This window comes from Exiguobacterium aurantiacum DSM 6208, from assembly GCF_000702585.1.
In the GTDB taxonomy this organism is placed as follows: Bacteria; Bacillota; Bacilli; order Exiguobacteriales; family Exiguobacteriaceae; genus Exiguobacterium; species Exiguobacterium aurantiacum.
The window spans coordinates 1,607,291-1,633,432 of record NZ_JNIQ01000001.1 but is presented as its reverse complement, the minus strand read 5'-3'; the positions used below and the strand labels follow the sequence as shown (position 1 = coordinate 1,633,432).

Sequence of the window (26,142 nt, the reverse complement as noted above, 5' to 3'; positions counted from 1 at the left end):
TTCGAAAAAAAAGGCCGCCACAGAAGTGACGGCCGGTCTCATTATTTCACTTCGCGGTAAAGCGTGTGACGGCGGAGACGTGGGTTGTATTTGCGCAACTCGAGGCGCTCTGGGTTGTTACGTTTGTTTTTCTTCGTGATGTACGTGCGATCGCCTGTTTCTGTGCAAGCTAGTGTGATTTTAACGCGCATTTCTTTCACTCCCATCTTACTGATGTTGTATCAAGTGCTTTTGCTTTACAGTCTAAGCATACTCAATTATCCTACCAATTTTTTTTTGAAAAAGCAAGGTGTTTTCACGTTCTTTTTCAAACGTTTTGCCCGTACGGCGAGGCGTCGGGCGCCAAGCATGGTTTTACGTTATCTTTGACCGCATAACGAGAGGCGAGTTCATCGATGGAGACGTCCGTACCGACAAAGACGGCGGCGGCATCAGTGAGCACACTGTTCTCAATTCGATGAATCGCGTCGAACAAGCCGCCATGACCATGCGGGTTGCGCGTCGTTTCAAAGGACAACATAGTTGAGTATAACGGAACGGCAAGTGACTTCGCAAGTGAACGTGCCGCCGGGATCGTCATCCAATCGAAATGATGGACCGCTTTGAAACGGACGACGCTCACGAGCTCATGCACGAGTTTCACGTAGGCGATGTTTTGGGCGGCGACTTGGTTCATGACGTGCTCCAGGAACGGGCTCGTCAAGCGGACCCGATAAATGTGGACGCTGCCGTGACGCTCATATTCCGGTAACCCTTCTTTATGAGGCGTCAAAACGTAAACCGTCTCCCCTTCCGCCGCGCGTGCTTCGACTTCTCCCACGACGCGATGGCCCAGTTCACCGATGATATTCCCCGTGAACTCTGGCGCCAACACGAGAATCGCCGCTTGTTCCGGTTCGCGTTCGGTCGTCACGTAGTAGTCGTGCGGTGACAAGAACGTATCGATCTCCACATCTTCGTCTTGCAAGAACGGGTACGCGCGATAATGCTCATCCAACAACTGATCGGACAGTTTGTCCTCGTAGAGCGCCGTCTCCAGCTCGGCGAACAGACGAGCGTGCTCACGGAAGCGTTCGGCCGCGTATTGCGCCGTCGTCTGTCCGTCTAAGATGAACGCCCAGTCGCTCGATACCGCGAGTACATAATGGCGAATCAATTGTTTGAGCGCCCGGTCGACGAGCGGAGACGTCCCACGATAGTCGGCAACATCTTTGACGAGTTGCGTCTCCATCATGTGCAAGTGACGGAGCATCCATTCGTTCCGTTCGTTGATCCACACGTCGCCGTAGCCTTTCCGTCCCCACGTGTTCATCGAGACGTGGACCGTCTGCAAATCTTGGAAATGACGTTCAAGGAACAAGGCCGGTGTGATCGTCTCGATCCCGAATTCCTCGAGACGTTCTGCCACTTGTCCTAAAAATTCTGGTCCCTCAAACCACCAATGACCGAACAGCTCAGCGTCAAACGGTGCCGTGACGAGGAATGGCGGGAATGTTTGCCCGGCGTGTGCCTCGAGATGGGCTTCGAGCGTCTGGGCGAAATCCGTCGCATGGTTGTGAATCTGATGCTCGGCCCAGTCCCGGATGTAATAATCTTTTTCATCCGTATCCCCGGTGATGCGGTGCATCTTCAAACCGGTGTCGAACCGGATGCCTTCCGGGTGCATGAACGATTGGATATACTCCCAATCACGGTCATAGGCGAGGTCACGATAAAACTCGCGATAATCCGGGTGACCCGGATAACCGATCATCGAGCTCCAAATCTTTCCGGAGATGATTTGGTCACGCGGGAACAGCGCGACGCCGTTCGGTGAGTAGACCGGCGCGCCGATCCCTTTGTCCGGTGTCGGATCGGCTTCAAGCAGCGCATGCTCATCAACGAACGTATAACGAACCCCTTCTTCATAGAGGATACGGTCCACGCCAGGCGTATAGGCGCACTCCGGCAGCCAAATCCCTGTCGGACGGAACCCGTAATGGCGTTCGAAGCAGTTTAGTCCGGACCGAATCTCGGCGCGGGCGGCTTGATCTGTGAACAGATGCGGATTGAATCCGTGCGTCGCCGTACATGTCACCATGTCGATATAACCGTGTTCGCGGTATGTACGGAACGCCTGATTTAAATTTTTATTCCAGTGCAAGAACGTGTTCTTTAAATCTTGATAACGTCGTTCATAAAAATGGAGCGTACTGACTTCCGCCTCACTTCGGCCTTCGGACAGCTCGAGGGCGATCAATTCGAGCATTTCATCCAAATGGGTGACGTATCGGTCTTGCACGAGCGGGTCGGCGAGCATCTCGATGACTGGCGGCGAAATACTGACGGTCCAGTGCAACGGCCGTTTCAGACGGTCGATTTGCCATAATATCGGGATGTATGTCTCGGAGATGGCCTCATATACCCATCTCTCTTCTAAACGGTGTTCTTCTTCATGCCGGACGTACGGTAAGTGGGCATGAAGGACGAGTGAAAAATAACCTGGTTTCATCTTAAAAGTCCTCCTCAGCGCACGAATCGGTATGCAGCGTATTTAGGTAACGTGTCGAGTAGTTCAGGTGACTCGACTTCACCGTATTGCCAACGACGGACCGGCTCGGCGAATCGTCCGACCCCGGCCGGTTCGGCACGCGGCGTGTCGAGTGGAGCTGACGCCACGAGCGGCAAAAATTCGCCTTCCATCGTCCGAATCCCGAATTCGAACACGTATGTCGTGTTCGGGTCGAGCGGACGGACGAACCAGCTGTTCGTCATCTCAGGCAATTCGAACGTGTACGACCGATTGGCATGACCGCTCGTATAGTCAAGGAGTGTGACGTCGAGAATGCGGAACGCCTTCGGTAAATCTTCCCACGGACGCATGAATTGCATGGCGAGCGTCTCTTTCACATCGTTAGACACTTCCCAAAACACGTAGACCGCGTTAGGCGATTGAACGACCGCATGCATCAAATCGGCGTCGTAACGGTCTGGGAGCTTCCAGAAGCCGTCTGGCGCATGATCGAGGAGCGGGGATTGGTTACTTGCATCAGGTTGAAGCGTCGAGGCGACCTGCTTCACAGACGTAGCGGGTGTAGCCTTCGTTTTTGGTTTCATTGATTTCTTCCCTTCGGTCTTTCGTTTCGGGGTAGCGGCAGCTGTCGTGGCCTCTCCATGTTGAGCCCGCCATTTACGCCAGGCGTATTGGACTTTTCCGATTGGCATATCTAATTGTTCTGCAATCTGTTTTAACGTAAGTCCTTGTTGTTTCAAGGATACGATTTTCTCTTCCATATATATGTGGCTCCCTTCCTAAAAAAAATCCATGTAGTCTACTATTCGCCTTCTCCCCGTGATTTCCTGCACAAAAAAAGTAAAGAACAACATGTCTGTTGTCCTTTACCACTTTTGTCACTGATTTAAATCATAATGTTTCCCTTTTTCAAGGAAAATCAAATGTTCGCCGAAATTGGTGACGTGATCACCCATCCGTTCGAGATAGCGTGCGATGTTTGAAAACTCATACACGTCGTTCGTACCGATCGTCATCGTCGGCAAATAACCAATATACTGCTTGATCACTTGCAAGTTCAAATCATCGATGACTTTGTCCATCTCGTTCAACTCACGGACGCGGCTCACTTCACCTTTGCGGTACGCGCGCGTCGCCAATTCAAGCATGTCGATCAACTGTTCCGCCATCTGTTTGAGCGGCTTAATATCGAGCACGTACGGGACGTGTTCGATGCGCGTAACCGCTTTGGCGATATTCGTCGCGTAATCGGCGATCCGCTCCAAGTCCGTCGCCGATTTCATCGTCACGATCAAACGGCGCAAATCGGTCGCGACCGGTTGTTGTTTCGCAATCAACAAGATTGCTTCGTCGTTAATGGTGAGCTCAAGGTCATCGAGTTCATTGTCATTGTCAATCACGGTCCGCGCGAGCGTGAGGTCGTGTTTTTCGAGCACTTCGATGGCCGTGGCCGTTTGACGCATCGTCAAATTCGCCAAATGGACGACTTTGTCTTCTAATTCAATCAACTTCGTATCAAAAAATGTGCGATTTTGTGCCATGTCTGTCTCCCCTTCTTAACCGAACCGGCCAGAAATATAGTCTTCAGTCCGTTTGTCAGTTGGATTCGAGAAGATTTTGTCCGTCGCATCGAACTCAACGACTTCGCCGTTCAAGAAGAATGCCGTTTTGTCCGATACACGAGCTGCTTGTTGCATGTTGTGTGTGACGATGATGATTGAATACTTTTCTTTTAACTCTTGGACGAGCTCCTCGACTTTGAGCGTCGAGATCGGGTCGAGCGCCGATGTCGGTTCGTCCATTAGGATGACGTCAGGTTCGATGGCTAGCGTGCGGGCGATACAGAGACGCTGTTGCTGACCACCCGAGAGACCATAGGCGTTCTCGTTCAATCGATCTTTCACTTCATCCCAAATCGCAGCACCGCGGAGCGACCGTTCGACGATCTCATCGAGCACTTTCTTGTTTTTGATGCCGTGCGTGCGGGGACCGTACGCCACGTTGTCATATACCGATTTCGGGAACGGGTTCGGTTGTTGGAACACCATTCCGACCGACGTCCGAAGATCTTCGACGCGATAATCGCGGTCAAAGATGTTGCGTCCGTGATATAAAATCTCGCCATTCGTACGAACCGACGGGATTAGTTCGACCATGCGATTCAACGTCTTGATGAACGTCGACTTCCCACAACCCGACGGACCGATGATCGCCGTCACTTCATTCTTTTTAATGTCCAAGTTGACATCAATGAGTGCCTGGTCGTCGCCATACCATAAGTTCAAATTGTTCACGACGTAGGCGCTATCTTTTTGCATCACGGTCTCAGTCGGTTGGATCGTCGTTGTGTTCACGTTGTGATCTCCTTTAAGCTCTTTTTGTTTCATCATCTCGAGAGTCCTCCTCGTTACTGCTTCGACTTAATGTCGGTTCGTGTACTTGTTCCGAATATAGATTGCGGCTGAGTTCATCGTGATGAGTACAGTCATCAAGACGATGATACCTGCGGCGGCCAAGTTTTGGAATTCAGCTTGCGGACGGCTCGTCCAGTTATAGATTTGAATCGGAAGTGCCGTAAAATCAGAGAAAATATTATTCGGCGTCGTCGATATGAACGTAGCGGCACCGATCATGATGAGCGGCGCTGTTTCACCGATAGCGCGAGACACTGCCAAAATGATGCCCGTGATGATGCCCGGGAGCGCCGACGGCAATACGACGTTGAACGTCGTCTGCCACTTCGAGGCACCGAGGGCGAGCGAGGCGTGACGCAGTTCCATTTTGACGGAACGAAGCGCTTCTTGCGAGGCGACGATGACGATCGGTAGACTCATCAAGCCAAGTGTTAACGCACCGGTCAACACCGAGTTACCGAACCCTGCTGTCCGGACGAAGAACGTCAATCCAAGCAAACCGAAAACGATTGACGGAACACCGGCTAAGTTCGAGATATTCACCTCGATGAACGATGTGATCCGATTTTTCGGGGCGTATTCTTCTAAATAAATCGCGGCACCGACACCGACGATGAATACCATCGGCACGATGAGCATCATGAGCCATAGCGTTCCAATCAAGGCTGGATAAAGACCAGCCTGGGCCGCACGGCGTGACGGGAAGTTACGGAGGAAGTCAAGGTTGACCCAACCGCCACCTTTTGTGACGACGTCATAAATGAGTGTCGATAAGACGAGCAAGGCAAACACGAGTCCTGCCAAAAAGATATATTTGAAAACTTCATTCAATCGTAATCGACTTTTAATTCGACGGGAGACCGTCTCATGATCGATATAGTTCTTCGTATTCTTGAACTCACTGTTCGGCAAAGCCATATTAGTACTCCTCTCTGAAGCGGCGCGTCATCCAGTTCGCGAACAAGTTCATCACGAGCGTAAAGATGAAAAGAAGCGCACCGACCGCATAGATGCTGTAATATTCAATCGTGCCATACCCGGCGTCGCCTTTGGCGATTTGAACGATATAAGCCGTCATCGTCTGAATCGCGTTGAGCGGATTGAACTCGAAGTTCGGTTGAGATCCACCCGCGATCGTCACGATCATCGTTTCCCCAATCGCTCGGCTCATTGCGAGGACGATTGAGGCGATGATTCCAGACAAAGCAGCCGGCATGACGATTTTGATTGCTACTTCTAACCGTGTCGCACCGAGACCGAGCGCTCCGTCACGAATTTTTTTCGGAACGGCGCTCATCGCATCTTCAGAGATGGAGGCAATCATCGGAATGATCATGATTCCGACAACGATCCCTGGGCTGAGCGCGTTATAAATCTTCAGTCCGGGGATGAGCGATTGCAAGATCGGCGTCACGAACGACAAGGCGAAAAATCCGAAGACGATTGTCGGAACACCCGCGAGCACTTCAAGAATCGGCTTTAAGATCGTCCGCGCCCGTTCAGACGCATACTCACTCAAATAAATGGCAGACGCGAGACCAAGTGGCACCGCCACCACCATCGCGATGACTGCAATTTTAAGCGTACCGGCGACAAGTGCCCATACACCAAATCGCGGATCGGCACTAAGCGGATACCATTCGGTTGACCCTAAAAATTCGCGTACCGGGACACGTTCGAAAAACTTGAACAGTTCAAATCCAAGCGTCAAGGCGATGCCGATTGTCGTGACGACCGACACGAATGCGCTCAAGAATAATAAGAACGGCATAACTTTATCAAATACGTTCGTCGTACTGTATTTCTTTTGTTTATTTGATTCAATCATCTCTCGAATCGAAAAACCTTTGTTTGGTTGATTCATCTCGTGTATCGCTCCCTACCTCTTCATACTAGAAAGCACGGCGAGAAGGCGAGATCGACTCTCGCCTTCTACCGACTGCCTACTTATTCTCCGGCGAGTTCGTCGATGATTTCTGCGTTCTCATCGTAGCGTGCCTGTTTCATTCCTACATAACCTACTTCTTCCGATAACTCAGCTGCATTCTCGTTCAAGAAACGAGCGAAAGCTGCGACTTGTGGCTTGTCTTTCAATGATGCGTTGTTCACGTACGTGTAAATTTCACGTGAGAGCGGGTAAGAAAGATCATTGATCGTCTCTTGGTTCGGTTCCACGCCTTCGACTGCCACCGCACGGAGTGTATCTTGGTTCTCCACATAGTACGCGTATCCGAAGAATCCGATTGCACCTTTCGTACCGGCTACGCCAGTGACGAGGACGTTGTCATCTTCCGACAACTGCGCGTCTTGGCGGATGTCAGTGTCATCGAGCACCGCTTCGTTAAAGAAGTCAAACGTTCCTGAGTCTTTACCTGGTGCGAAGAATGTGATTTCTTCATCCGGCCAGTCCGAGCGGACGTCTTTCCAAGTCTTCACGTTCGTGTCAGTCCACATTTTGTTTAATTCATCGATCGTGATGTCTTGTGCCCAATCGTTCTCAGGGTTGACGACGAGCGAGAGACCGTCTAATGCGACCGAAAGTTGTGTATACTCGACGCCCTTCGCTTCAGCTTCTGCGGCTTCTTCTTCTTTAATTTCACGCGATGCGTTCGAGAAGTCTGTCTCACCTGTGACGAAGCGTTTGAAACCGCCACCCGTCCCAGAAACACCGACCGTCACTTCGACGTCTGGTTGCTCTGCTGAGAATTCTTCAGCGACCGCTTCCATGATTGGGAATACGGTTGACGATCCGTCCATGACGACTTTTCCTGAAAGTGCGTCACCTTCGGCTGCGCCATTTCCTTCTTCATTGTTGTTCCCACATGCTGCACCGACGAGTGCCACCGAAGTGATTGAAGCGATTAGTGCCGATTTTTTCATCCAAGACATTTCTGACGTCCTCCTTGAGTTTCCTTTGAGTTTGGTTGTAGCTCTGTTGTTCTGTCCTACAATTAACATCCTAATAAACTACTATTAACGAGAAATGAACGGAACGTAAAAGAATTGTAAAGACAAAAAAAGAAGCCACCGAAGTGGCTCCTTTACTGGAGTTGTGCTTGTACATCTTCAAGGTTGAAATATGCCTTCATGATGTCGTGGGCGACGCGCGTGTTGACGCCTTCCGCTTCGAGACCCGGCATGATGATGGCCCAAGCGATCTCAGGATTGTCGTACGGTGCCCACCCGACGTGGTTCGAGTTGAACGTCTTGATCGGTTCTCCGTTCGCATTCCGTTTCGCTTGTCCGTCCGGTCCTTCGGCGATGGCTTGCGCCGTACCGGTCTTTCCGGCGGCCGTCATTCCTGTCTGTTGCAAGATGCGCGACGTACCGCTCTCGACGCCTTGACGATACCCTTGACGCACGCGTTCGATATATTCGTCGCGAATGTTGACTTTGTTGAGCGCGTTCGGTTGGAACGTGCTGACGACTTGCTTGTTCTCTTCATCGAGCGACCCAGGCTCGATGATTTCTTTCAACAAGTGCGGTTGGACACGGTAGCCACCGTTCGCGAGTGCCGACGTGTATTGCGCCAGTTGAATCGGCGTATACGAGATGAACTGCCCGATTGACATGTCCATCAGGAGCGTGACACGGTCCGGGACACTTCTGAAACCAGTCGACTCGAACGGCAGATCGATGCCGGTCTCGATGCCGAGGCCGAACTGTTTATAGTAGTGTTCCATTGTATTGAACGCTTCCGTCACATTTTCCCCAACGATTTGTCCCGTCGAATAATAGTCCGCGAGACGAAGCGCGATTTGGAACATATAAATGTTCGACGACAGCGCGAGCGCGTCGAGGTCGTTAATGTTCCCCATGTTCCGGTACGAAGATTTCAATGAAGATCCAATCCGAATCGGGGTGTCATAAATGTATTCACCCGGACGAATGACACCTTCTTCGAGACCGAAGGCGACCGTCGCCCCTTTAATCGTTGAACCGATTTGGCTCGCGCGAAGTACCGTTCCTGTCGAGACGTCTTTGAATTCATTCGTCTCTAAGTCAAGCTCTTGTCCGGATAAGGCGAGCAGTTCGCCCGTCTGCGGATTCATCACGACGACGAACGCACGGTCAAAGTTCGGGCTGCCGGCGCGTCCGGCCCGGATCGCTTTTTGCAAAATCTCATCGACTTCTTTTTGGAACACGATATCCGTCGATAAAACGATGTCTTTTCCTGGATTCCCGCTGACACGGGTCGGTTCGCCGACCGGTTGGCCTTTGTATGTCGTAAATACGTCGTAGGCCGGTGTCCCCCGTAATACATCCTCATATTGCTGTTCGAGATAAGACGTACCGACGCGGTCATTTAACCCGTAACCTTTTGCCTGATACGAGGCACGCTGCTCGGCCGGAATCTGTCGGTAGCTCCCGAGGAAGCTTTGGAACGTCTGCCCGAACGGATATTCACGCTGATAATACGGTTCGACACTGACGCCTGGCAACAGTTCTAAATTTTCTTCAATTAAAGCGATCTCTTTTGGCGATGCCCCTACTTTGATGAGCTGCGGATCTAACGCATATCCACTTTCCATATTATGTTTGATGGCGATAATCTCTTCGGTCGCATCGTCGAATGCGATCTCTTCATCTGTAATCGAATCGAGGAGCAACTGGTCGACGTCTTGGTTCGACAGCGCCGCCCGCGCTTCCTCCGATAAATCGGCGAGCAACGTCTGGACGCGTTCTCGCGATCGGTCCGGGTCAACGGCGATCCAATAGTCTTTCCGGTCTCGCTCCGTCACTTTTCGATCTTTTTCCGGGACGTCCAAAATTTCGGCGAGCTTGACGGCGACATCTAGACGTTCTTCCGTCTTCGTCACTTGAGACCGCCGGTACATGACCGAATAGTTCGAGATCGTGTCGGCGAGCACTTGACCGTTGCGATCGTAAATCTTCCCGCGCGGTACCTCGTATTTGATCTTACTCGACTCTGTCTTTTGGACTTCACGGGCAATCAGTTCCCCGTTCACGATTTGAACGACCCCTAAACGGAATATGAGCGTCGCGAACAACATGAACACGATGAAAAATAGTAGATTCAAGCGCAACGGAAGGTGGTTGCGCCGTTTTTTTGGCACTTTCACGCGATGTCTAGCCAATTCAATTGTCTCCTCCCTCAATCAGTTGCTTCTATTAATAATATTTTTCGATATTTCTATTTTTTGACTCGATTTTCACTATATCATAATTTGTTTACAAAATAATTAAATGTATAAAAAATCCCGAGATTCTACTGAATCCCGGGAATGATGATTATTTTGCGTCTGCGTAAAGCTTCGCCACGTAATCCCAGTCAATGACGTGGAAGAACGCTTGGATGTAGTCTGGGCGACGGTTTTGATAGTTCAAGTAATACGCATGCTCCCAAACGTCAAGTCCGAGGATCGGCGTAATACCCTCCATGATTGGTGAATCTTGGTTCGGTGTCGACGTCACTTCAAGTTTTCCGTTTTTCACGACGAGCCAAGCCCATCCTGAACCGAAACGACCAGCTGCCGCTTTCGCGAACTCGTCTTTGAACGCATCAAAGCTGCCGAACGCCTCGTCGATTGCTGAAGCGAGTTCACCAGATGGCGCCCCGTTTTCATTTTTCTTGAGCAACTTCCAGAAGAACGAGTGGTTCCAATGTCCGCCACCGTTGTTACGAACTGCCGTTTGAATGTCAGCAGGAAGTGAATCGAGGTTTTGGAGCAACTCTTCAAGTGAAGAATACTCCACGTCTTTTCCTTCGAGTGCATTGTTTACGTTTGTGACGTAAGTGTTGTGATGTTTTGAATGGTGGATTTCCATCGTGCGTGCGTCAATGTGTGGTTCGAGTGCATCGTATGCGTAATCAAGTTGTGGTAATTCAAATTTAGCCATAACTAAAATCCCCCTTAAATTTGGTGTGAACAACGTTCGTTTTAAATGTAACAGATTTGTGACGCCATTCTCAATTGTAACGCTTTATTCAACGTCTTCCTCCGGCAACGCCCAAACCGAGATAGACCCTGCCGCCACTTTAAATACCCCATTTCCGTCTTCGTCAATCTCGATGACCTCATCGACCGTGTTCGTCAAATCGATCCATTTCTCTCCGGCACGGTGTTTCCCGACGAACATTTGTTTCTCGGCTTCTTCTGAGTTCGATATGATGACGGCACAGCCCGAGCGTTCAATCTCTTCAACACCGTGTCGGACCCAACCGATCACGTGCTCGTCATCGAAGTAGTCGTCCTGTTGGCCATAAGCTTTTTCACGGCGTGCGTAGAGGAGTGGATCGATCGCTTCCTTCTTCCCTTCAGCCGGATGAGGTCCGTTGATGCCATAGTAGTCTCCATAAAACACACATGGATAACCGTCTTGACGAAGTAAGATCAAACCGTAGGCGATCTGTTTAAACCAATCCTCGACCCATGACTCAAGCGCCTCGGCCGGTTGCGAATCATGATTATCGACGAACGTGACGGAATGAAGCGGGTGGGACTGGACGAGCGTGTCGTCAAAGATCGTCCGCATGTCGAACGACTCGCCTTCGACCGACGCCCGTTGTAAGTTGTAATGGAGCGGCACGTCAAAGAGATCGACGTGATAATCGATGTTATCTAAGAACGCGCGACAATCTTCGAGCTCCGACTTCCAAAACTCGCCGACGAGATAAAAGTTTTCACCTTTCTCGTCTTTCATCGTCTGGCTGAACTCTTTGACGAAATCGTAGTTGATGTGTTTGATCGCATCGAGACGGAACCCATCGCATTTCGTCTCTTCGATGAACCACTTGCCCCAGTTGAGCACTTCTTCTCTCACTTCCGGATGATGATAATCGATGTTCGCGAACATTAAATAGTCGTACACGCCGAACTCATCATCGACGTTGTCGTTCCATTTTTTATTTTCACCTAGGATGAAGAAGATGCCGCTATGTTCCGTCGCCGCATCGTAATCGGTTCCGTTGAAGTGATGGAAGTTCCATTTGAACTTCGAATATTTACCGTTTCGGCCCTCATAGTCAAATTTCGTCCAACCTTCGATTTCGAACGGCTCTTCAGACAACACTTTCGTCCGGTCGTCCGGGTCGACTTCTAACACATTAAATTTCTCGGTCGCATCCGCTCCGGCCTTATGGTTCAAGACGACGTCCATATACACTTGCATCCCAAGCGACTGAACGTGTTCGGTCGCTTCGAGTAGCTCTTGTTTTGTTCCATATTTCGTGGCGATCGTACCTTTTTGATCAAACTCGCCCAAATCATACAAATCGTAAATGCCATACCCTGTGTCCTCGTCGCTTTGACCTTTCGTGACCGGGGGCAACCAGAAGCCTGTAATGCCTGCCTCTTTTAATTCCTCAGCCCGCTCTTTCAATCGTTTCCAATGTTTCTGGTCAGCCGGGACATGCCATTCAAAGAATTGCATCATCGTATGATTTCGTTCCATCTCATTCGCCTCATTTCATATTTTTCAAAAAACAAAATGCTAACGGATATTTACCCACGTCTTGGACTTTGAAAACAAAAAAGACAGCTTTCATATAAGAAAGCTGTCTCCAATGGACCCTGTAGGACTTGAACCTACGACCGGACGGTTATGAGCCGTCTGCTCTAACCAGCTGAGCTAAGGGTCCTTATAAATAGCGGCGGAGGGAGTCGAACCCACGACCTCACGGGTATGAACCGTACGCTCTAGCCAGCTGAGCTACACCGCCATGTTGTTATACAGTAATAATATACTGAATGAAGCCATCACTGTCAATGAAAAGCCACGAAAGGCAGTAAAAAACCTTCACCCGAACGAATCGGGTGAAGGTTATTACACGTTATACCGTCATTTCGTTGTTTGAATCTTCGAGCGTGATCTCTGTGATGTTCATCGCATGGTCACCGATGCGCTCCAAGTTCGAGAGCATATCGACGAAGAACATACCAGCTTGGCCGTCACATTCACCTGTGTTGAGGCGAACGACGTGGTTCTTACGGAACTGACGCTCGAGCATATCGAGTTTCGCTTCCATTTCAATCACTTGACGGGCTTCGTTCATATCCCCGCTTGCGAGCGTTTGAAGCGACTTCTCAAGTGTTTCCCGTGTCAAATCATACATTTCAGTCAATTCTTTTTGCGCGTCTGCCGAGAGCGTCACGCGAGTCGCTGTCTTATAGTCAATCAACTCGATGATGTTCTCAACATGGTCACCGATTCGCTCGATGTCGTTGATTGCATGCATCAACGTCTTGTGCTCTTTCGACTCTTGCTCTGTCAAATCGACCGCAGCAAGTTTGACGAGATAATCCGTGATTTTCGCGTTGAGCGAGTTGAGCGCTTCTTCAATGTGAGCTGACTTTTCAGAGTGTTTCTTATCGCCAGTCGCCATGTAGTTACGTGCCTCGTCCAAACCTAGTTTCGCGAAATCGCCCATGCGAATGACTTCGTATTTCGCTTGTTCGACAGCAATCGAAGGCGACTGCTGGATGAAGATTGGATCTAAATGTTGAGCTTTCGTATCGACAATCGAATCTTCGCCTGGTACGAGTTTCGTGACCATCCAAGCAATCGCTCCGATGAACCAGAACTGGATGAACGTGTTCGCAATGTTAAACGTACCGTGAGCGAAGGCGATTTGCATTTTCGACTCGATGGCGAGCAAATCTGTGATCCATAAAATATATTGTATGAAGAGTGGCAAGATGATCAAGAAGATGACCGTACCAATCAAGTTAAAGATAACGTGTGCCGCTGCTGTGCGGCGAGCTGCTACTGAAGCACCGATTGAGGCAAGGATTGCCGTAATCGTCGTCCCGATGTTGTCACCGAAAAGAACCGGGAGGGCGGCATCAAGTTCGATCGAACCACCTGCGTAAAGTTCTTGTAAAATCCCGATCGTAGCTGAAGACGATTGAACGAGAACCGTGAACACTGTACCGACGATGACACCGAGAAACGGATTGTCACTCATCGATTGAGTCAAGTCAATGAAGTACTCGCTTGAACGGAGCGGACGCATCCCGTCACCCATGAGTTCAAGACCGTAGAAAAGTGCACCGAGTCCAAATACTACTTGTCCAAGATGTTGGAACCGCTCTTTCTTAAAGAAGAATAAGAAGACGGCACCGATTGCAATCATCGGAAGCGCGTACGCCCCGACATCGAAACCGATGATGAACGCCGTGACAGTTGTCCCGATGTTCGCCCCCATGATGACCCCAATCGCTTGACGGAGTGTCATGAAGCCGGCGCTGACGAGTCCGACCGTGATGACGGTCGTACCTGACGACGATTGAATCAAGACAGTTACGATAATCCCGGCGAGTACCCCGAGAAATGGATTCGTTGTATACTTATCAAGGATGTCGCGCAGACGATTTCCTGCTGACTTCTGAAGGCCGTCTCCCATCGATTTGATTCCGAATAGGAAGATCCCTAGACCTCCAAAAAACATGAATAACATTTCTTGTAATTCCACGATTTTTGTACTCCTTTTAATTGTGAATTTGTTGTGTTTGCTTGGTTGTTAATGCCCTACTCATTATGCCTTCTTCACCAACCGAATGTAAACACGTTTAATGTTAAGGTTTTATTAAACAGCTGTATGATTTTTGTTTGTTTTTTTGAGTTTGTACTATAACAGATTGGAGTTTAACCTATGCTTAAGTCGACCACTACATTTATACGACATAGTCTCATCCCTACGAAACAGGCGCTACGCCTCCGTCTCGCCCCGCTCCACGCTTATATGATTGCGAGTATCGGCTTTGCCGTTTTGGTCACAATCGTTGATTACATCATGTTACAACCTGACTTCTTTGCACCGATGTGGTTGTTTTTACATGGCTTTGCCGTCTTCTTCTTCTATATGATAACGGTCGCCCTTGCCGCCCTCTACGTCCAACTCATCACGAGAGTACGTCAAAGGAAGGCTTGGCCATATCGACAAGCTTGGCCGTATGCGGTTGCGATGACAATCGTCCCGATGTTCATACTTATCGTCTTGTTTCATCTGTCCCCCGCTTTTCTTTATGTCGGAATCGGATTGATCATCCTGTATTTGACGGTGCCGCTGACAGTTATTCCTGCAAAGAAGAAACACGCAACAAAGCCGAAACCGGATTGACGGTTTCAGCTTTGTTTTTATGACTCTTCTGTCGGGACAAGCTCACACAATACTTGTTGTAGGCGTTGACTTTGATGTCCGAGCTCATCGCCTGTATCGTTCAACATCGTTTGGGCGTCCGCAAAGCCGGACACGCCCTCGTATAGTCCATTTAACTTCTCATCGAGCGCTCGACCGATTTCTTGGAGTGGTTCGACCGCTTCGGCCATTTGCAACAACTCCGCTCCGGTCTTCGCCATCTTGTCGCCGATGGATTGATAGAAGTCGATTTGATGACGCACGCCGTGATCAATCGTCTCGATTCCTGCTTCGAGTCGAAAAAGTTGTTCGCCTAAACGCAGAATGTCTCCGCTTAATAGGTCCATATCCTTCAAAGTAACCTCTCGCTCGCGACGGATTGCCTCTATGGCCGCAACGCCGGACACCGACGAATCGTTCGTCACTTTCGCGAGTTGGCCGACCTCATGAGCCACGACGGCAAACCCTTTACCGTGTTCGCCCGCCCTCGCCGCTTCAATCGAGGCGTTGAGCGCCAACATTTTCGTCGCTGCCGCAACCGATAAAATCGTTTGAAGCGCGCGTTCCGCTTCGACAGATACTGTCTCACTTTCGAGCAATCGCTGACGAATCGAGGTCGCTTTCTGTTCGAACTGGCTACTCACGCCTTGGAGCGAGCTGAACGATGACCGCTCTTCCATGAGTGTCAGTTTCAATCTCTCCGCCTGCTCATCAACGCGTTGAATATCCTCTTGGAGCTCGTTGATTCGATCCGTGACGTCTGAAAAACGGCTTGTCGTCTCGACAGTATAGGATTGATACGATGCGCTCGTCTGTTCAACGGCACGAACCACTTCTTGAAATCCGGTCAGTTGTTCGGCGTTCCGCCCTAACTGGCTCATAAAGGTCGGCAAACTCGACTCGAACGCCGTCGACGTCTCCGTCATCGTATCGATGGACGTATTCCACAACCCGATCAACGTGTTGTACTCTCCTTCGAGCTGACTCATCTCGAACGATTTCGCCCGCAAGTCGACCGGTGTGAACGTCCTGCGTTTGACGGCATCTCGTAAATGCTCGGCGAACAACGTCACCGGTCTCAGTTCGCGATGAATCATGCGATTGAGCAATAATATGATGCCTACCATGGACAAGAGAATCATGACGGTGACACTTTGCCGAAGCGACCACATCGTTCCGAGTACGGACTGTTTCGAGACGACAAGTATATAATCCGCTTTCAATTCCGGGATCGGCACAATGGACAGGAACGTATCCGTCCCTTCGATTACTCGGGGACCCGTCCCTGCCAAGGCGGCGACATCAGACTCGAACGACCGAATCTCTTTCCCTGTCAGCCGTTCCACCCCACCGTCTCGCAATAAATATTGACTTGCCTCCAGTCCGTCCGCCGACAAGATGGAGGCTTGTTGCATGTATGTGGATTTCAATGAGCGGGCGAGCAGTTTCTCACTCGTGACGTAAGCGCCATACGTCGCCTTGACCGTCTCCCGTACGACCGTCGCCTCGCGGTACAGCCGTTTTTCTACTTCCGTGGTCAACTGTCGTTCCGCTTGCAACGCGAACCATCCGAACGTCGTCAAAAATAAGACGATGACAATCGGCATGAGCGTCCATTGCAATCTCCGTTCGATCCTCCACTTCCCTCTTCCCCATCTTTTTAACATCATCAATCCGATCCTCACCTTTCCATTCTTTCTCTACGTCCGATATATCGGTCTCGAGACGGTGGAAAATTATGAAGCATCTGTTAAGATAACGTTAGACTTTGTAAAGAGCACATCTCATGAACGCTTGCTGGGTGCTTTTTCACAAACATTTCGTTATGATAAATAGGAAACCTATCATCTTATATCGATTGGAACCTTTCCAAAAGAAGGAGATTATGTATATGTCAGAAATTTTACACCGTTCATTAACGCGTCCGATCCGTGTCGGCAACCTCATTATCGGGGGATCAGACGAAGTCGTCATCCAGTCGATGACGACGACAAAAACACACGATGTCGAAGCGACCGTCGCCGAGATTTTGCGTCTCGAAGAAGCCGGTTGCCAAGTCGTCCGTGTCGCTTGTCCGGACGAACGGGCCGCAGACGCTCTTGCTGAAATCAAAAGTCGCATCAACATCCCGCTCGTCGTCGACATCCACTTCGACTACAAGTTAGCACTCAAGGCGATCGAGAGCGGCGTCGATAAAATTCGGATCAACCCGGGTAACATCGGCCGTCGTGAGAAAGTCGAAGCCGTCGTCAACGCGGCGAAAGCGAAAGGCATCCCGATTCGAATCGGTGTCAACGCCGGCTCGCTCGAGAAGCAGTTCCTCGAGAAATATGGTTACCCGACGGCCCAAGGCATGGTCGAGAGTGCGATGCACCACGTCAAAATCCTTGAAGACCTCGGTTTCTATAACACGATCATCTCGCTCAAAGCGTCAGACGTGAACCTCGCCCTCGAGGCGTATACGCTCGCTGCGAAGACGTTCGACTATCCACTCCACGTCGGGATCACCGAGTCGGGCCCGCTCTTCTCAGGGTCACTCAAATCAGCTGCCGGCCTCGGCGCAATCCTCTCGCTTGGGATTGGTTCGACGGTGCGCGTCTCACTCTCAGACGATCCGGTCGAAGAAGTCAAAGTCGCCAAGGAAGTGCTCAAGTCGTTCGGGCTCGCCGCGAACGCCGCGACGCTCATCTCGTGTCCGACGTGTGGCCGGATTGAAATCGATTTGATTTCTATCGCGAAAGAAGTCGAGGAGTACATCCAAAACATCAACGTCAACATTAAAGTCGCCGTGCTCGGATGTGCGGTCAACGGGCCAGGGGAAGCGCGCGAAGCGGATATCGGAATCGCCGGTGCACGTAACGAAGGACTGCTCTTCCGCCACGGCAAGATCATCCGAAAAGTTCCGGAAGCGACCATGGTCGAAGAGTTGAAGAAAGAAATCGACGCCATCGTCGCCGAAAAACTCGCCGCACGTGAACTCGAAGAGCAAGAACTCGCCAATCAATCGAAATAACACGTCACCCGCTCGGTTGCAACCGAGCGGGTTTTTGATACAATAGACGTTATGAGTCAGGAGGGAACAACATGCATATCGGCATCGATCTCGACGGGACCGTCACGGACCCGCAAAGCTGTTTTCACTATATGAATGATGCTCTCGGTTATGCGATTGATTATCATCAGGCGACCGAATATGAGCTACACACGTATACGAATATGACCCAACATGATTTTTGGAAGTTTATGATCGAGCACGGACACGAGGAAGAGATTTATCGTCGCTCGCTCCCCCATACGGAAGTAAGCGACGTCTTGTGGCGTATACGTGAGTCCCATCGTCTTCATTACGTCACGGCCCGAAGCGAGGCCGTCCGTTCGGTCACCGAGGACTGGATCAAACGACAGACGCTCCCGCTCGACTCGCTTATCATGACGGGAAGCCACGACAAAGTCGGAGTCGTCAAAGAACTGTCGCTCGACTTGTTCATGGAGGACCGCTACGAGAACGCCATCTCGATCCATGAGCAGACCGAAATTCCGGTGCTTTTGTTTGACGCGCCCTACAACCGCAAACCGTTGCCTGAAGGCGTCCGTCGCATCCATTCATGGAGCGAGGCGCTTCATCTCGTCAACCATTTCGAGACGACGAATTCAATCTCAAACCGCTAAAAAAGAGGAATCTGCACAGATTCCTCTTTTTATATGCTTATATGCGCCCGATCGCCTCGATGACGTCAGTCGCGAGAACGCTCGCCGGGTGAATCTGATCACTCGCTCGTCTAGCCGCGAGGGCGTGCCAGAGCACCGCTTGCTCGTTCGGGTTGTGTCTCGGTTCGATACGCCGGCTGCGTGCCCATAACGCGAGTGCCATACCGGTCAGGACGTCCCCACTCCCGCCTTTCGCGAGCGCCGACGCTTCGACCGTGTTGACGGCACCGCTTCCGTCCGGCGTCACGATCAACGTATACGTCCCTTTCAAAATCAAATGGACACCGTGCTTCATCGCAAACTGACGCGCCGCCTCGAAACGGTCATCCTCGATTTCCTCGACCGATTTCCCCGTCAACCGAGCCAACTCGCCGGGGTGCGGGGTGAGCGTGATCGGACCAGACGCCTCGAGATGGCTTTCCGTCAACGCACCAGCATCCACGATCAATGGACGTTGCTTTTGTCGGACCGATTCCCAAACTCGTTCTAGCGTTTCCCCCTCAATCATGCCGGGGCCGATCGCCGTCGCCGCGTAGTCTTTCTCCGGGATTGTCTCGATATCATAGTACATCGCTTCTGGCAGCGTCGCTTTTAAAGGCGACGCCGTTTCCGGGAGCGCCACGTCGAGCAAGCCGATCCCGGTGCGGAGTGAGGCTTTGGCCGCAAGAAACGGTGCCCCGATCAAGTGGGTGCTCCCTCCGATTAACAGGCCATGGCCGTACGTCGTTTTATGACTGAACAGGTCACGCGCGAGCAACGTCTCGTCAAAGTCGGCCTCCGTCAGTACACGCCACGAAGATGTGTGCGGCAACCTGATATCGACACGTTCGACCTTTCCATAGTAAGGAGCCGTTTTCGGTAAGAACGTGCTCCGTTTATAACCGTGCAACGTATACGTCGCCGTCGCTTTGACGGCATGGCCGTCGAATCTGTCCGCCGCGTCACTTGTGACACCGGATGGGACATCGATTGAAAAAATCGGCGTCTCTTGGTCGCGCAGCCATGAAATGACAGCGCGGGCCTGTCCGGTGACGGGACCGTCCAGCCCGATCCCGAACAACGCATCGATGATGAGGTCGGTAGGTCCCGGTTCAGACACGACGGTGACAAACTGTTTCGCATAAGCGGCGTGCGCCGCAGCCGCCGCGGACTTCGGTTCCCCGAGCGGTGTCCAGACGAAAACGTCGTGGCCGCGCTGCACGAGCTCGCGGGCGACGACCCACCCGTCTCCGCCGTTGTTGCCGGTGCCACAGACGACGAGCACGGACGCGGACAGTGGCACTGCGAGTCGACTCGCCAGCGCGGAAGCCGCCCGTTCCATCAACACTTCTTCAGTCATGCCGAGCCTCGCTGCCGTCTCGTCGGTCCGTTTGATGTCGTTCGCCGTATAAATCATCTCTTCCGCCCCTTTCTCCTATGTAGCAAAAAAGGGATCGACTGCGTCAATCCCTTCCCGCCTTACATTGTTTACAATACCCATAAATCTCGAACTTATGATCAACGACCTCAAAGTCGGGATCGAGTGCCTCGACGTATCGCATCGGACATAAGTCGAGCAGTTTCGTCTTGCCGCACCCCCGGCAGATCAAGTGGTGATGATGATGTGACGCCCCGCATGTGACACGGAACGCCTTCTCTCCGCTCAATTCTGTCGCCTCGAGCAGCCCTTCTTCGGCGAACGACTTCAAATTGCGATACACCGTGTCAAAACTCATCGTCGGATGTTTTGAACGCATATAGTCGAGGACGTCCTTCGCACTGACGTATCGTTCTTCGTTCGCCAAATAAGCGTACATCTCGATTCGTTTCGGTGTCACTTTGAGCGATGATGACTGCAAACGTGTCAATTGTTCTGTTTCATTCATGTGTGGCCTCCTTCTTCTGCAACGTACCGACTTTTTCAATTCCCATCACGACCGCCAAGATGAGTACTGCGAGGAGAACGATGACGCCCCCCGGTGCGACGTCGAGTTCGTATGCGAGAACGAGCCCGCCAATAGTCGCGACCTCACCGAAGATGATGGACCACATGATCGTCTGTTTGAAGCTCTTCGTGAACCGGAGCGCCGCCGCGACGGGCAGCGTGATCAGACTCGAGACGAGCAACGTGCCGACGATGCGCATACTGACGGCGATGACGAGCGCGACGACGAACATGAACAGCATATGGAGCAACGTACTCGGTAATCCCGATACTTTTGCTTGCTCTTCGTCGAATGATAAAAACAACAGTTGCTTATAAAACACTGTGATGACGAGCAACGTGACGAACGACACCGCAAGGATCAAGACGATGTCTGATGGACTGACCGCTGAGATCGAACCGAACAACAACGTCGATAAGTCGACAGAGAAGCCACGGGACAAGGAGATGAAAATCGCGCTCAATCCCATTCCCGCCGACATCATGATCGGGATCGACAACTCTTGGAAGTGAACGTACTTGTTTCGAAGCCAATCGAGACCTAACGCCGCGAGCACCGAGACGAGCGTCCCGAGATACAGCGGGTTCAAGTCCGAGAACAACAACACGTATTGCCCAAGGAACAGGCTAAGCGAGATGCCGGCGAGCGTCACGTGTGACAGGGCGTCGGCAATCAAACTCATGCGGCGGACGACGACGAACGAGCCGATCAGCGGGGCCGTAAACCCGATGACGACGGCTGCGACGAACGCGTAGCGTAAAAAGCTGTACGTGAATAAATCCGCGATCATGACGTGCCCTCGTGAACGAGCAGTTTGACGGGATACGGCTTGATCGACTTCAATTCACTCAGTTCGCTATACTCTTTCAATCCACAATTGCACGCCATCCGACCGCGGTCGAGATGGACGACTTTCGTCACGAGGTCGGTCACGACGTTCAAGTCATGCGTCACCAAAATGAACGTGCACGTCGTGTGCTCGCGCAACAAGTGGAGCACTTCATAGAAGTCACGCAAATGTTTCTGGTCGACCCCGACGGTCGGCTCATCCAAGATAAGGAGATCCGGTTGGTTGACGATGGCGCGAGCGATGAATACCCGCTGTTGCTGGCCACCGGACAGGCTGCCAATCTTTTTGTCTCGATATTGCCACATGTTCACCGTCTCGAGCGCGTTTTGAATTGCGGCCCGGTCCTCGATGTTAAGACGCTTGAACAAGCCGAGCCGTCCATACCGTCCCATGGCGACGACTTCTTCGACCGTCACCGGGAACCCCGAGTTAAAGGATGCAGCTTTTTGGGAAACGTAACTGATACGGGACTTGTCTTTAAATTGGGCTTGCGGGCGACCGAACAGCTCGACAGAACCCGTCTTTGGCGTCAACAATCCAAGGATCGACCGAATCAACGTCGATTTGCCAGAACCATTCTCCCCGACGACGGCGACGAAATCGCCTTGCTTAATGTCGATGGACACGTTCTGCAACGCGGCCGTACCTTCATAATAATATGAAACGTGGTCTAGTTTTACGACAGATGTCGTCATAAGATAACCTTCTCTCATTAAATAAATCGTAATCATTTCTACTTGCTTGGCGTCTGTATTATACAGAATATTAAGCATCGCTTCAAGTTTGAGACGATGTGTTATACACATCTTCACATGAAATCCATGTGAGTTTGAGGTGGATTCGTTGTAAACTGATAGTAACGCATAGAGGGGGATTTTTCGTGGAGAAAAAATTAGCAGTCATTGATATCGGGTCGAACTCGATCCGTAACGTCATATTCGAAGTGAATGGGCACGGACAGTACTTTGAACGATTGAACGTGAAAGAAGTTGCGCGATTGTCGAGCCATATCACGGAAGCGAATGAGTTGTCCTCGGACGGTATCGCTTCGTTGATCGAGACGTTGCGACATTTTGTAAGCCTGAACGATCATCATGACGTCAAAGAGACGTTGCCGGTGGCGACAGCGGCGATTCGTAACGCCGACAATTCGGACGCCATATTAGAAGAAGTGCGTCAGGCGACCGGGATTGAGATTCGGTTGTTGAGCGATTATGAAGAAGCGTTTTATGGATATTCGGCCATCGTCAACTCGACCTATGTCGAGGACGGTTATTCGGTCGATATCGGCGGCGGTTCGATGGAAGTGACGTACTTTAGAGACCGTGAGCTCGTTTTCTATCATAGCTTCCCGTTCGGTGCCGTCACACTGACGAACGACTTCATGAAAGGCGACGTCATGACGAAAGAAGAACGTAAACAACTCGTCTCGTTTTTAAAAAAATCATTCAAACAACTCGATTGGCTCGAACCGCACGGTGTACCGCTCGTCGGTGTCGGCGGGACGGCCCGAAACTTGGTCCGCGTCGAACAGTCGATGTCGCATTTCCCGCTTGAAGGCATTCATCAATACACGATTGACGCCGAGCGGCTCGATCAAGTCGTTGAAGAACTCGTCGCCACGTCGAGTAAACAACTCGGCCGGCTCGACGGGTTATCGAAAGACCGAGTCGACATCATCGGCCCGGCCGTGACCGCCATCGCGGAGCTGGCCCGTTATTTGAAAGTGCCTGAGTTCACGATGAGCAACAACGGTTTGCGGGAAGGGCTGTTTTATGAATATTACTTAAAGGCGAACAACGAGGTCCGGTTCGCCGATGTAAAGGAAGAGAGCTTCCGTCACTTTGAAAACCAATACGACGTCGACCCGACCCGGCACCGCCACCTCATCCACTTGGCACGCCAAATCTATACCGGACTAATTGAGGCAAAAGCGATCAAGCCGAAACCGTACGAACCGGGCCTATTGGAAGGCGCGTGCCGCCTCGCCTACGTCGGGGAATATATCGACCATAACAATAAGAGCGACCACACGTTCCACTTGATCACGACGAGCGACTTCAAAGGGTTGAACAATGAGGACCGGCTCGCACTCGCCTTAGTCTCGTCTTATAAGTCACGTCGCCTGCTCGACCAACATATCGAAGGATTCCCAGAATGGTTCGATTCGAAGATGTTGAGAAGCCTTGAGCTGCTCGGCTCGATCGTCAAGCTCGTCGATGCCTTCGACTTGACCGAACGACAAGTCGTCGAGAATATCGACGTCGACGTAGCAGACGACGGGCTCGTGTTCACCCTTCATACGGCCACATCCCCACGGTTTGAAGTACAGCGCGGCATTCGCCATAAGAAACATTTGGAGCGAGTGATTGAAATGTCAATCGAGTTACGGATAGAGGAGAGGATCACTTCATGACGACCTACTTACCAGAACACTTCAACAACCGAGAACTCAGCTGGCTCAGCTTCAACGAGCGAGTGTTAGAAGAAGCGATGGACGAGCGCAATCCGCTCATGGAACGATTGAAATTTCTCGGCATATTCAGCTCGAACCTCGACGAGTTTTACATGGTCCGTTTCGGCGGCTTGAAAGACGAGGTGCTCGCCGGCTTCAACCGTCCCGAGGACAAAGCCGGACTGACACCGAAACAACAAATCAAGGCGATTTCGATTAAAGCCCAAGAACTCGTCGAGATGCAATATGCGGCCTATAAAAAAATCACGAAACAACTCGCGACGAAAAACGTCCGCTTTTTACGTCCGAAGCATTTGAACAAAGAACAGCTCGACTTTGTCAAGCTGTACTTCCGGACACACGTGTTTCCCGTGTTGACGCCAATCGCCGTCGATGCTTATCGCCCTTTCCCGATGCTATTGTCGAAATCGCTCAACATCGCCGTCGAGATCGCTTCCAAAGAGGAAGGGAAAAAGCGGCTCGCTCTCGTCCAAGTGCCTGCCGTCTTGCCGCGCTACCTCGAGTTACCGACAGACGATGAAGATCATACCGACCTCATGTTGCTCGAGGACGTGATCATCCAGTTCGTCGACTCGTTATTCAAAGGGTTTGAAGTCGAGTCGACGATGCCGTTCCGGATCACCCGTAATGCTGACATGCCGTTCCACGAAGAAGGCAGCCCGGACGTGTTGAAACAAATCGAGAAAGAGTTGAAGAAGCGACGCTACGGGGTCGCCATCCGGCTCGAAGTGCAACAACGCTCATTGAGCAAAGAGCTATTGTTCATGTTACAAGACGTTCTCGATTTGCACGACCGCGATATCTTCATCGTCGATGGCCCGATCGATTTGACGTTCCTGTTCGGCGTCTACAATAAAATCGGGATCGAATACGATGAGATGATCAATGAGACGTTGATCCCCTTCATCCCGGAAGGCCTTGAGTCGGGGAAGGATTTATTCAAAAGTCTGCTCAAGCGCGACTATTTACTCCACCATCCGTACCACTCGTTCGACCCTGTCGTCCGTTTCATCGCCCAAGCGGCGAAAGACCCGAACGTCCTTGCCATCAAGCAGACGCTTTACCGCGTGTCTGGCGATTCACCGATTATCAAAGCGCTCACCGACGCAGCCGAGAGCGGCAAACAAGTGACGGTTCTCGTCGAACTGAAAGCCCGGTTTGACGAGGAGAAAAACATCCAGTGGGCGAAACAGCTCGAGAAAGCCGGTGCCCACGTCATCTACGGCTATAAAGAGTTGAAGACACACTCGAAAATCACACTCGTCGTCCGCATTTTAGAAGGCGGTGTGCTTCAACGCTTCGTTCATCTCGGTACCGGAAACTATAACGATTCGACAGCGAAACTATACACCGACATCGGACTGTTGACGACGAACGAGGAACTCGCCGAGGACGCGACGAACTTCTTCAACTGGCTGTCCGGTTACGGAGAGCGCCCGTCGTGGCACGAGTTCGAGACATCTCCCGACGACATGCTCGACTTTTTCTTGCAAAAGATTCAAGACGAGATCAAACTACACGAGAAGTACGGGAACGGCCGCATCGTCGCGAAGATGAACTCCCTCACCGACAAGTCGATCATCACAAAACTGTATGACGCCTCCCAATCCGGTGTCAAAATCGATTTGATCATCCGCGGCATCTGTTGTCTCCGCCCCGGTATAAAAGGGGTGTCCGACAACATCCGCGTCATCTCGATTATCGATCGCTACTTGGAGCATTCCCGTATCTTTTACTTCTATCAAAACGGAAAAGAGGATCTGTACTGCTCGTCGGCCGATTGGATGACGCGTAACATGAAAAAACGGATCGAGATTTTGTTCCCAATCCTTGACTCTGGCCATAAAACGTACATTAAAGACATGATCGCCCTCCAACTCGTCGATAACGTCAAAGCACGAATTCAACGATCGGACGGCAAATACGTCTACATCAAGCAAGAGCCCGGTCAAGAGCGGATCCAGTCTCAAATCATCATCCACCAGTATACAGGCGGCCGTTGGAACAACATTCCGAGCGTGTTCGAGCGGGAGCCATCGAACTGGGCCGAACGTGAAGTTCTCCGGTTGCGTGCTGAAAACGAGAAAATGACAGATGACTGATGTTAGACTTCTCAAAGGAGAAATAACGTTGTATAATTAATTCGGTCAAGCTG

22 protein-coding genes and 2 tRNA genes are annotated in these 26,142 nt (G+C 51.2%); 5 read left to right on the top strand and 19 right to left on the bottom strand.

Features of this window, described 5'->3' with window-relative positions:
- Window positions 1-41 precede the first annotated feature (41 nt).
- The 14 genes from rpmG to P398_RS0108495 form a co-directional block, all read right to left on the bottom strand.
- On the bottom strand, window positions 42-206 hold the full coding sequence (gene rpmG / locus P398_RS0108560) for a 50S ribosomal protein L33 (protein ID WP_255313299.1): 165 nt from the start codon (window positions 204-206) through the stop codon (window positions 42-44).
- Between the two features lie 101 nt (window positions 207-307).
- Window positions 308-2,491, bottom strand: coding sequence for a 1,4-alpha-glucan branching protein domain-containing protein (locus P398_RS0108555; RefSeq protein ID WP_034799073.1), 2,184 nt, complete (start codon window positions 2,489-2,491; stop codon window positions 308-310).
- A gap of 14 nt (window positions 2,492-2,505) precedes the next feature.
- Complete coding sequence (locus tag P398_RS0108550) at window positions 2,506-3,273, bottom strand: DUF4912 domain-containing protein (RefSeq protein ID WP_024371481.1); 768 nt, start codon at window positions 3,271-3,273, stop codon at window positions 2,506-2,508.
- A gap of 117 nt (window positions 3,274-3,390) precedes the next feature.
- Complete coding sequence (gene phoU, locus P398_RS0108545) at window positions 3,391-4,053, bottom strand: phosphate signaling complex protein PhoU (RefSeq protein ID WP_029334769.1); 663 nt, start codon at window positions 4,051-4,053, stop codon at window positions 3,391-3,393.
- Window positions 4,054-4,068: 15 nt separating this feature from the next.
- Window positions 4,069-4,830 carry a phosphate ABC transporter ATP-binding protein PstB gene (pstB, locus tag P398_RS0108540; RefSeq protein WP_051690389.1) on the bottom strand — a complete coding sequence of 254 codons (762 nt, stop codon included), beginning with the start codon at window positions 4,828-4,830 and terminating at the stop codon, window positions 4,069-4,071.
- Window positions 4,831-4,932: 102 nt separating this feature from the next.
- A complete protein-coding gene (gene pstA / locus P398_RS0108535) occupies window positions 4,933-5,844 on the bottom strand; it encodes a phosphate ABC transporter permease PstA (RefSeq protein WP_024371478.1) in 912 nt (303 codons plus the stop codon).
- Window position 5,845: 1 nt separating this feature from the next.
- Entirely contained in the window at window positions 5,846-6,790 is a 945-nt protein-coding gene (pstC, locus tag P398_RS0108530; RefSeq protein ID WP_024371477.1) for a phosphate ABC transporter permease subunit PstC, read from the bottom strand.
- A gap of 83 nt (window positions 6,791-6,873) precedes the next feature.
- Window positions 6,874-7,815 (bottom strand): PstS family phosphate ABC transporter substrate-binding protein, encoded by a 942-nt coding sequence (locus P398_RS0108525; protein WP_029334766.1) that lies wholly within the window; start codon window positions 7,813-7,815, stop codon window positions 6,874-6,876.
- A gap of 152 nt (window positions 7,816-7,967) precedes the next feature.
- A complete protein-coding gene (locus P398_RS0108520) occupies window positions 7,968-10,025 on the bottom strand; it encodes a peptidoglycan D,D-transpeptidase FtsI family protein (protein ID WP_051151412.1) in 2,058 nt (685 codons plus the stop codon).
- Between the two features lie 154 nt (window positions 10,026-10,179).
- The gene (locus tag P398_RS0108515; protein ID WP_024371474.1) at window positions 10,180-10,788 is read right to left on the bottom strand and encodes a superoxide dismutase; all 609 of its coding nucleotides are present in this window, start codon (window positions 10,786-10,788) and stop codon (window positions 10,180-10,182) included.
- An 84-nt stretch (window positions 10,789-10,872) separates the two neighbouring features.
- Complete coding sequence (locus tag P398_RS0108510; protein ID WP_029334765.1) at window positions 10,873-12,342, bottom strand: alpha-amylase; 1,470 nt, start codon at window positions 12,340-12,342, stop codon at window positions 10,873-10,875.
- 113 nt (window positions 12,343-12,455) lie between these two features.
- Window positions 12,456-12,529: transfer RNA gene (locus tag P398_RS0108505), tRNA-Ile, on the bottom strand.
- A 7-nt stretch (window positions 12,530-12,536) separates the two neighbouring features.
- Window positions 12,537-12,610: transfer RNA gene (locus P398_RS0108500), tRNA-Met, on the bottom strand.
- A gap of 111 nt (window positions 12,611-12,721) precedes the next feature.
- Entirely contained in the window at window positions 12,722-14,347 is a 1,626-nt protein-coding gene (locus P398_RS0108495; RefSeq protein WP_029334764.1) for a Na/Pi cotransporter family protein, read from the bottom strand.
- Between the two features lie 195 nt (window positions 14,348-14,542).
- Between P398_RS0108495 and P398_RS0108490 the strand changes: the two genes are divergently transcribed.
- Window positions 14,543-15,010, top strand: coding sequence for a hypothetical protein (locus P398_RS0108490; RefSeq protein WP_024371471.1), 468 nt, complete (start codon window positions 14,543-14,545; stop codon window positions 15,008-15,010).
- Window positions 15,011-15,027: 17 nt separating this feature from the next.
- On the opposite strand, the gene P398_RS0108485 is transcribed toward P398_RS0108490, so the two are convergent.
- Window positions 15,028-16,650 carry a methyl-accepting chemotaxis protein gene (locus P398_RS0108485; RefSeq protein WP_235263323.1) on the bottom strand — a complete coding sequence of 541 codons (1,623 nt, stop codon included), beginning with the start codon at window positions 16,648-16,650 and terminating at the stop codon, window positions 15,028-15,030.
- Between the two features lie 269 nt (window positions 16,651-16,919).
- Here P398_RS0108485 and ispG point away from each other — a divergent pair, with 269 nt between their 5' ends.
- Both ispG and P398_RS0108475 read left to right on the top strand, forming a co-directional pair.
- Window positions 16,920-18,041: a flavodoxin-dependent (E)-4-hydroxy-3-methylbut-2-enyl-diphosphate synthase gene (gene ispG, locus P398_RS0108480; RefSeq protein ID WP_024371469.1), complete on the top strand. Its 1,122-nt coding sequence runs from the start codon at window positions 16,920-16,922 to the stop codon at window positions 18,039-18,041.
- Between the two features lie 71 nt (window positions 18,042-18,112).
- Entirely contained in the window at window positions 18,113-18,697 is a 585-nt protein-coding gene (locus P398_RS0108475) for a 5' nucleotidase, NT5C type (RefSeq protein WP_034799070.1), read from the top strand.
- A gap of 37 nt (window positions 18,698-18,734) precedes the next feature.
- On the opposite strand, the gene P398_RS0108470 is transcribed toward P398_RS0108475, so the two are convergent.
- The 4 genes from P398_RS0108470 to P398_RS0108455 are packed head-to-tail and all read right to left on the bottom strand — an operon-like array spanning window position 18,735 to window position 22,206.
- The gene (locus tag P398_RS0108470; protein WP_034799067.1) at window positions 18,735-20,132 is read right to left on the bottom strand and encodes a bifunctional ADP-dependent NAD(P)H-hydrate dehydratase/NAD(P)H-hydrate epimerase; all 1,398 of its coding nucleotides are present in this window, start codon (window positions 20,130-20,132) and stop codon (window positions 18,735-18,737) included.
- A gap of 46 nt (window positions 20,133-20,178) precedes the next feature.
- Window positions 20,179-20,601 carry a Fur family transcriptional regulator gene (locus P398_RS0108465; protein ID WP_024371466.1) on the bottom strand — a complete coding sequence of 141 codons (423 nt, stop codon included), beginning with the start codon at window positions 20,599-20,601 and terminating at the stop codon, window positions 20,179-20,181.
- Window positions 20,594-21,451, bottom strand: a complete 858-nt coding sequence (locus P398_RS0108460; protein ID WP_024371465.1) for a metal ABC transporter permease — start codon at window positions 21,449-21,451, stop codon at window positions 20,594-20,596. Before P398_RS0108460 ends, P398_RS0108465 begins: the two co-directional genes overlap by 8 nt.
- A complete protein-coding gene (locus tag P398_RS0108455; RefSeq protein ID WP_029334760.1) occupies window positions 21,448-22,206 on the bottom strand; it encodes a metal ABC transporter ATP-binding protein in 759 nt (252 codons plus the stop codon). Before P398_RS0108455 ends, P398_RS0108460 begins: the two co-directional genes overlap by 4 nt.
- 185 nt (window positions 22,207-22,391) lie before the next feature.
- On the opposite strand from P398_RS0108455, the gene P398_RS0108450 reads away from it, so the two are divergent.
- Window positions 22,392-23,927: a Ppx/GppA family phosphatase gene (locus tag P398_RS0108450; RefSeq protein WP_029334759.1), complete on the top strand. Its 1,536-nt coding sequence runs from the start codon at window positions 22,392-22,394 to the stop codon at window positions 23,925-23,927.
- Complete coding sequence (locus P398_RS0108445) at window positions 23,924-26,089, top strand: RNA degradosome polyphosphate kinase (protein WP_029334758.1); 2,166 nt, start codon at window positions 23,924-23,926, stop codon at window positions 26,087-26,089. The genes P398_RS0108450 and P398_RS0108445 overlap by 4 nt, the downstream gene beginning before the upstream one ends.
- The last annotated feature ends 53 nt before the right edge of the window (window positions 26,090-26,142 follow it).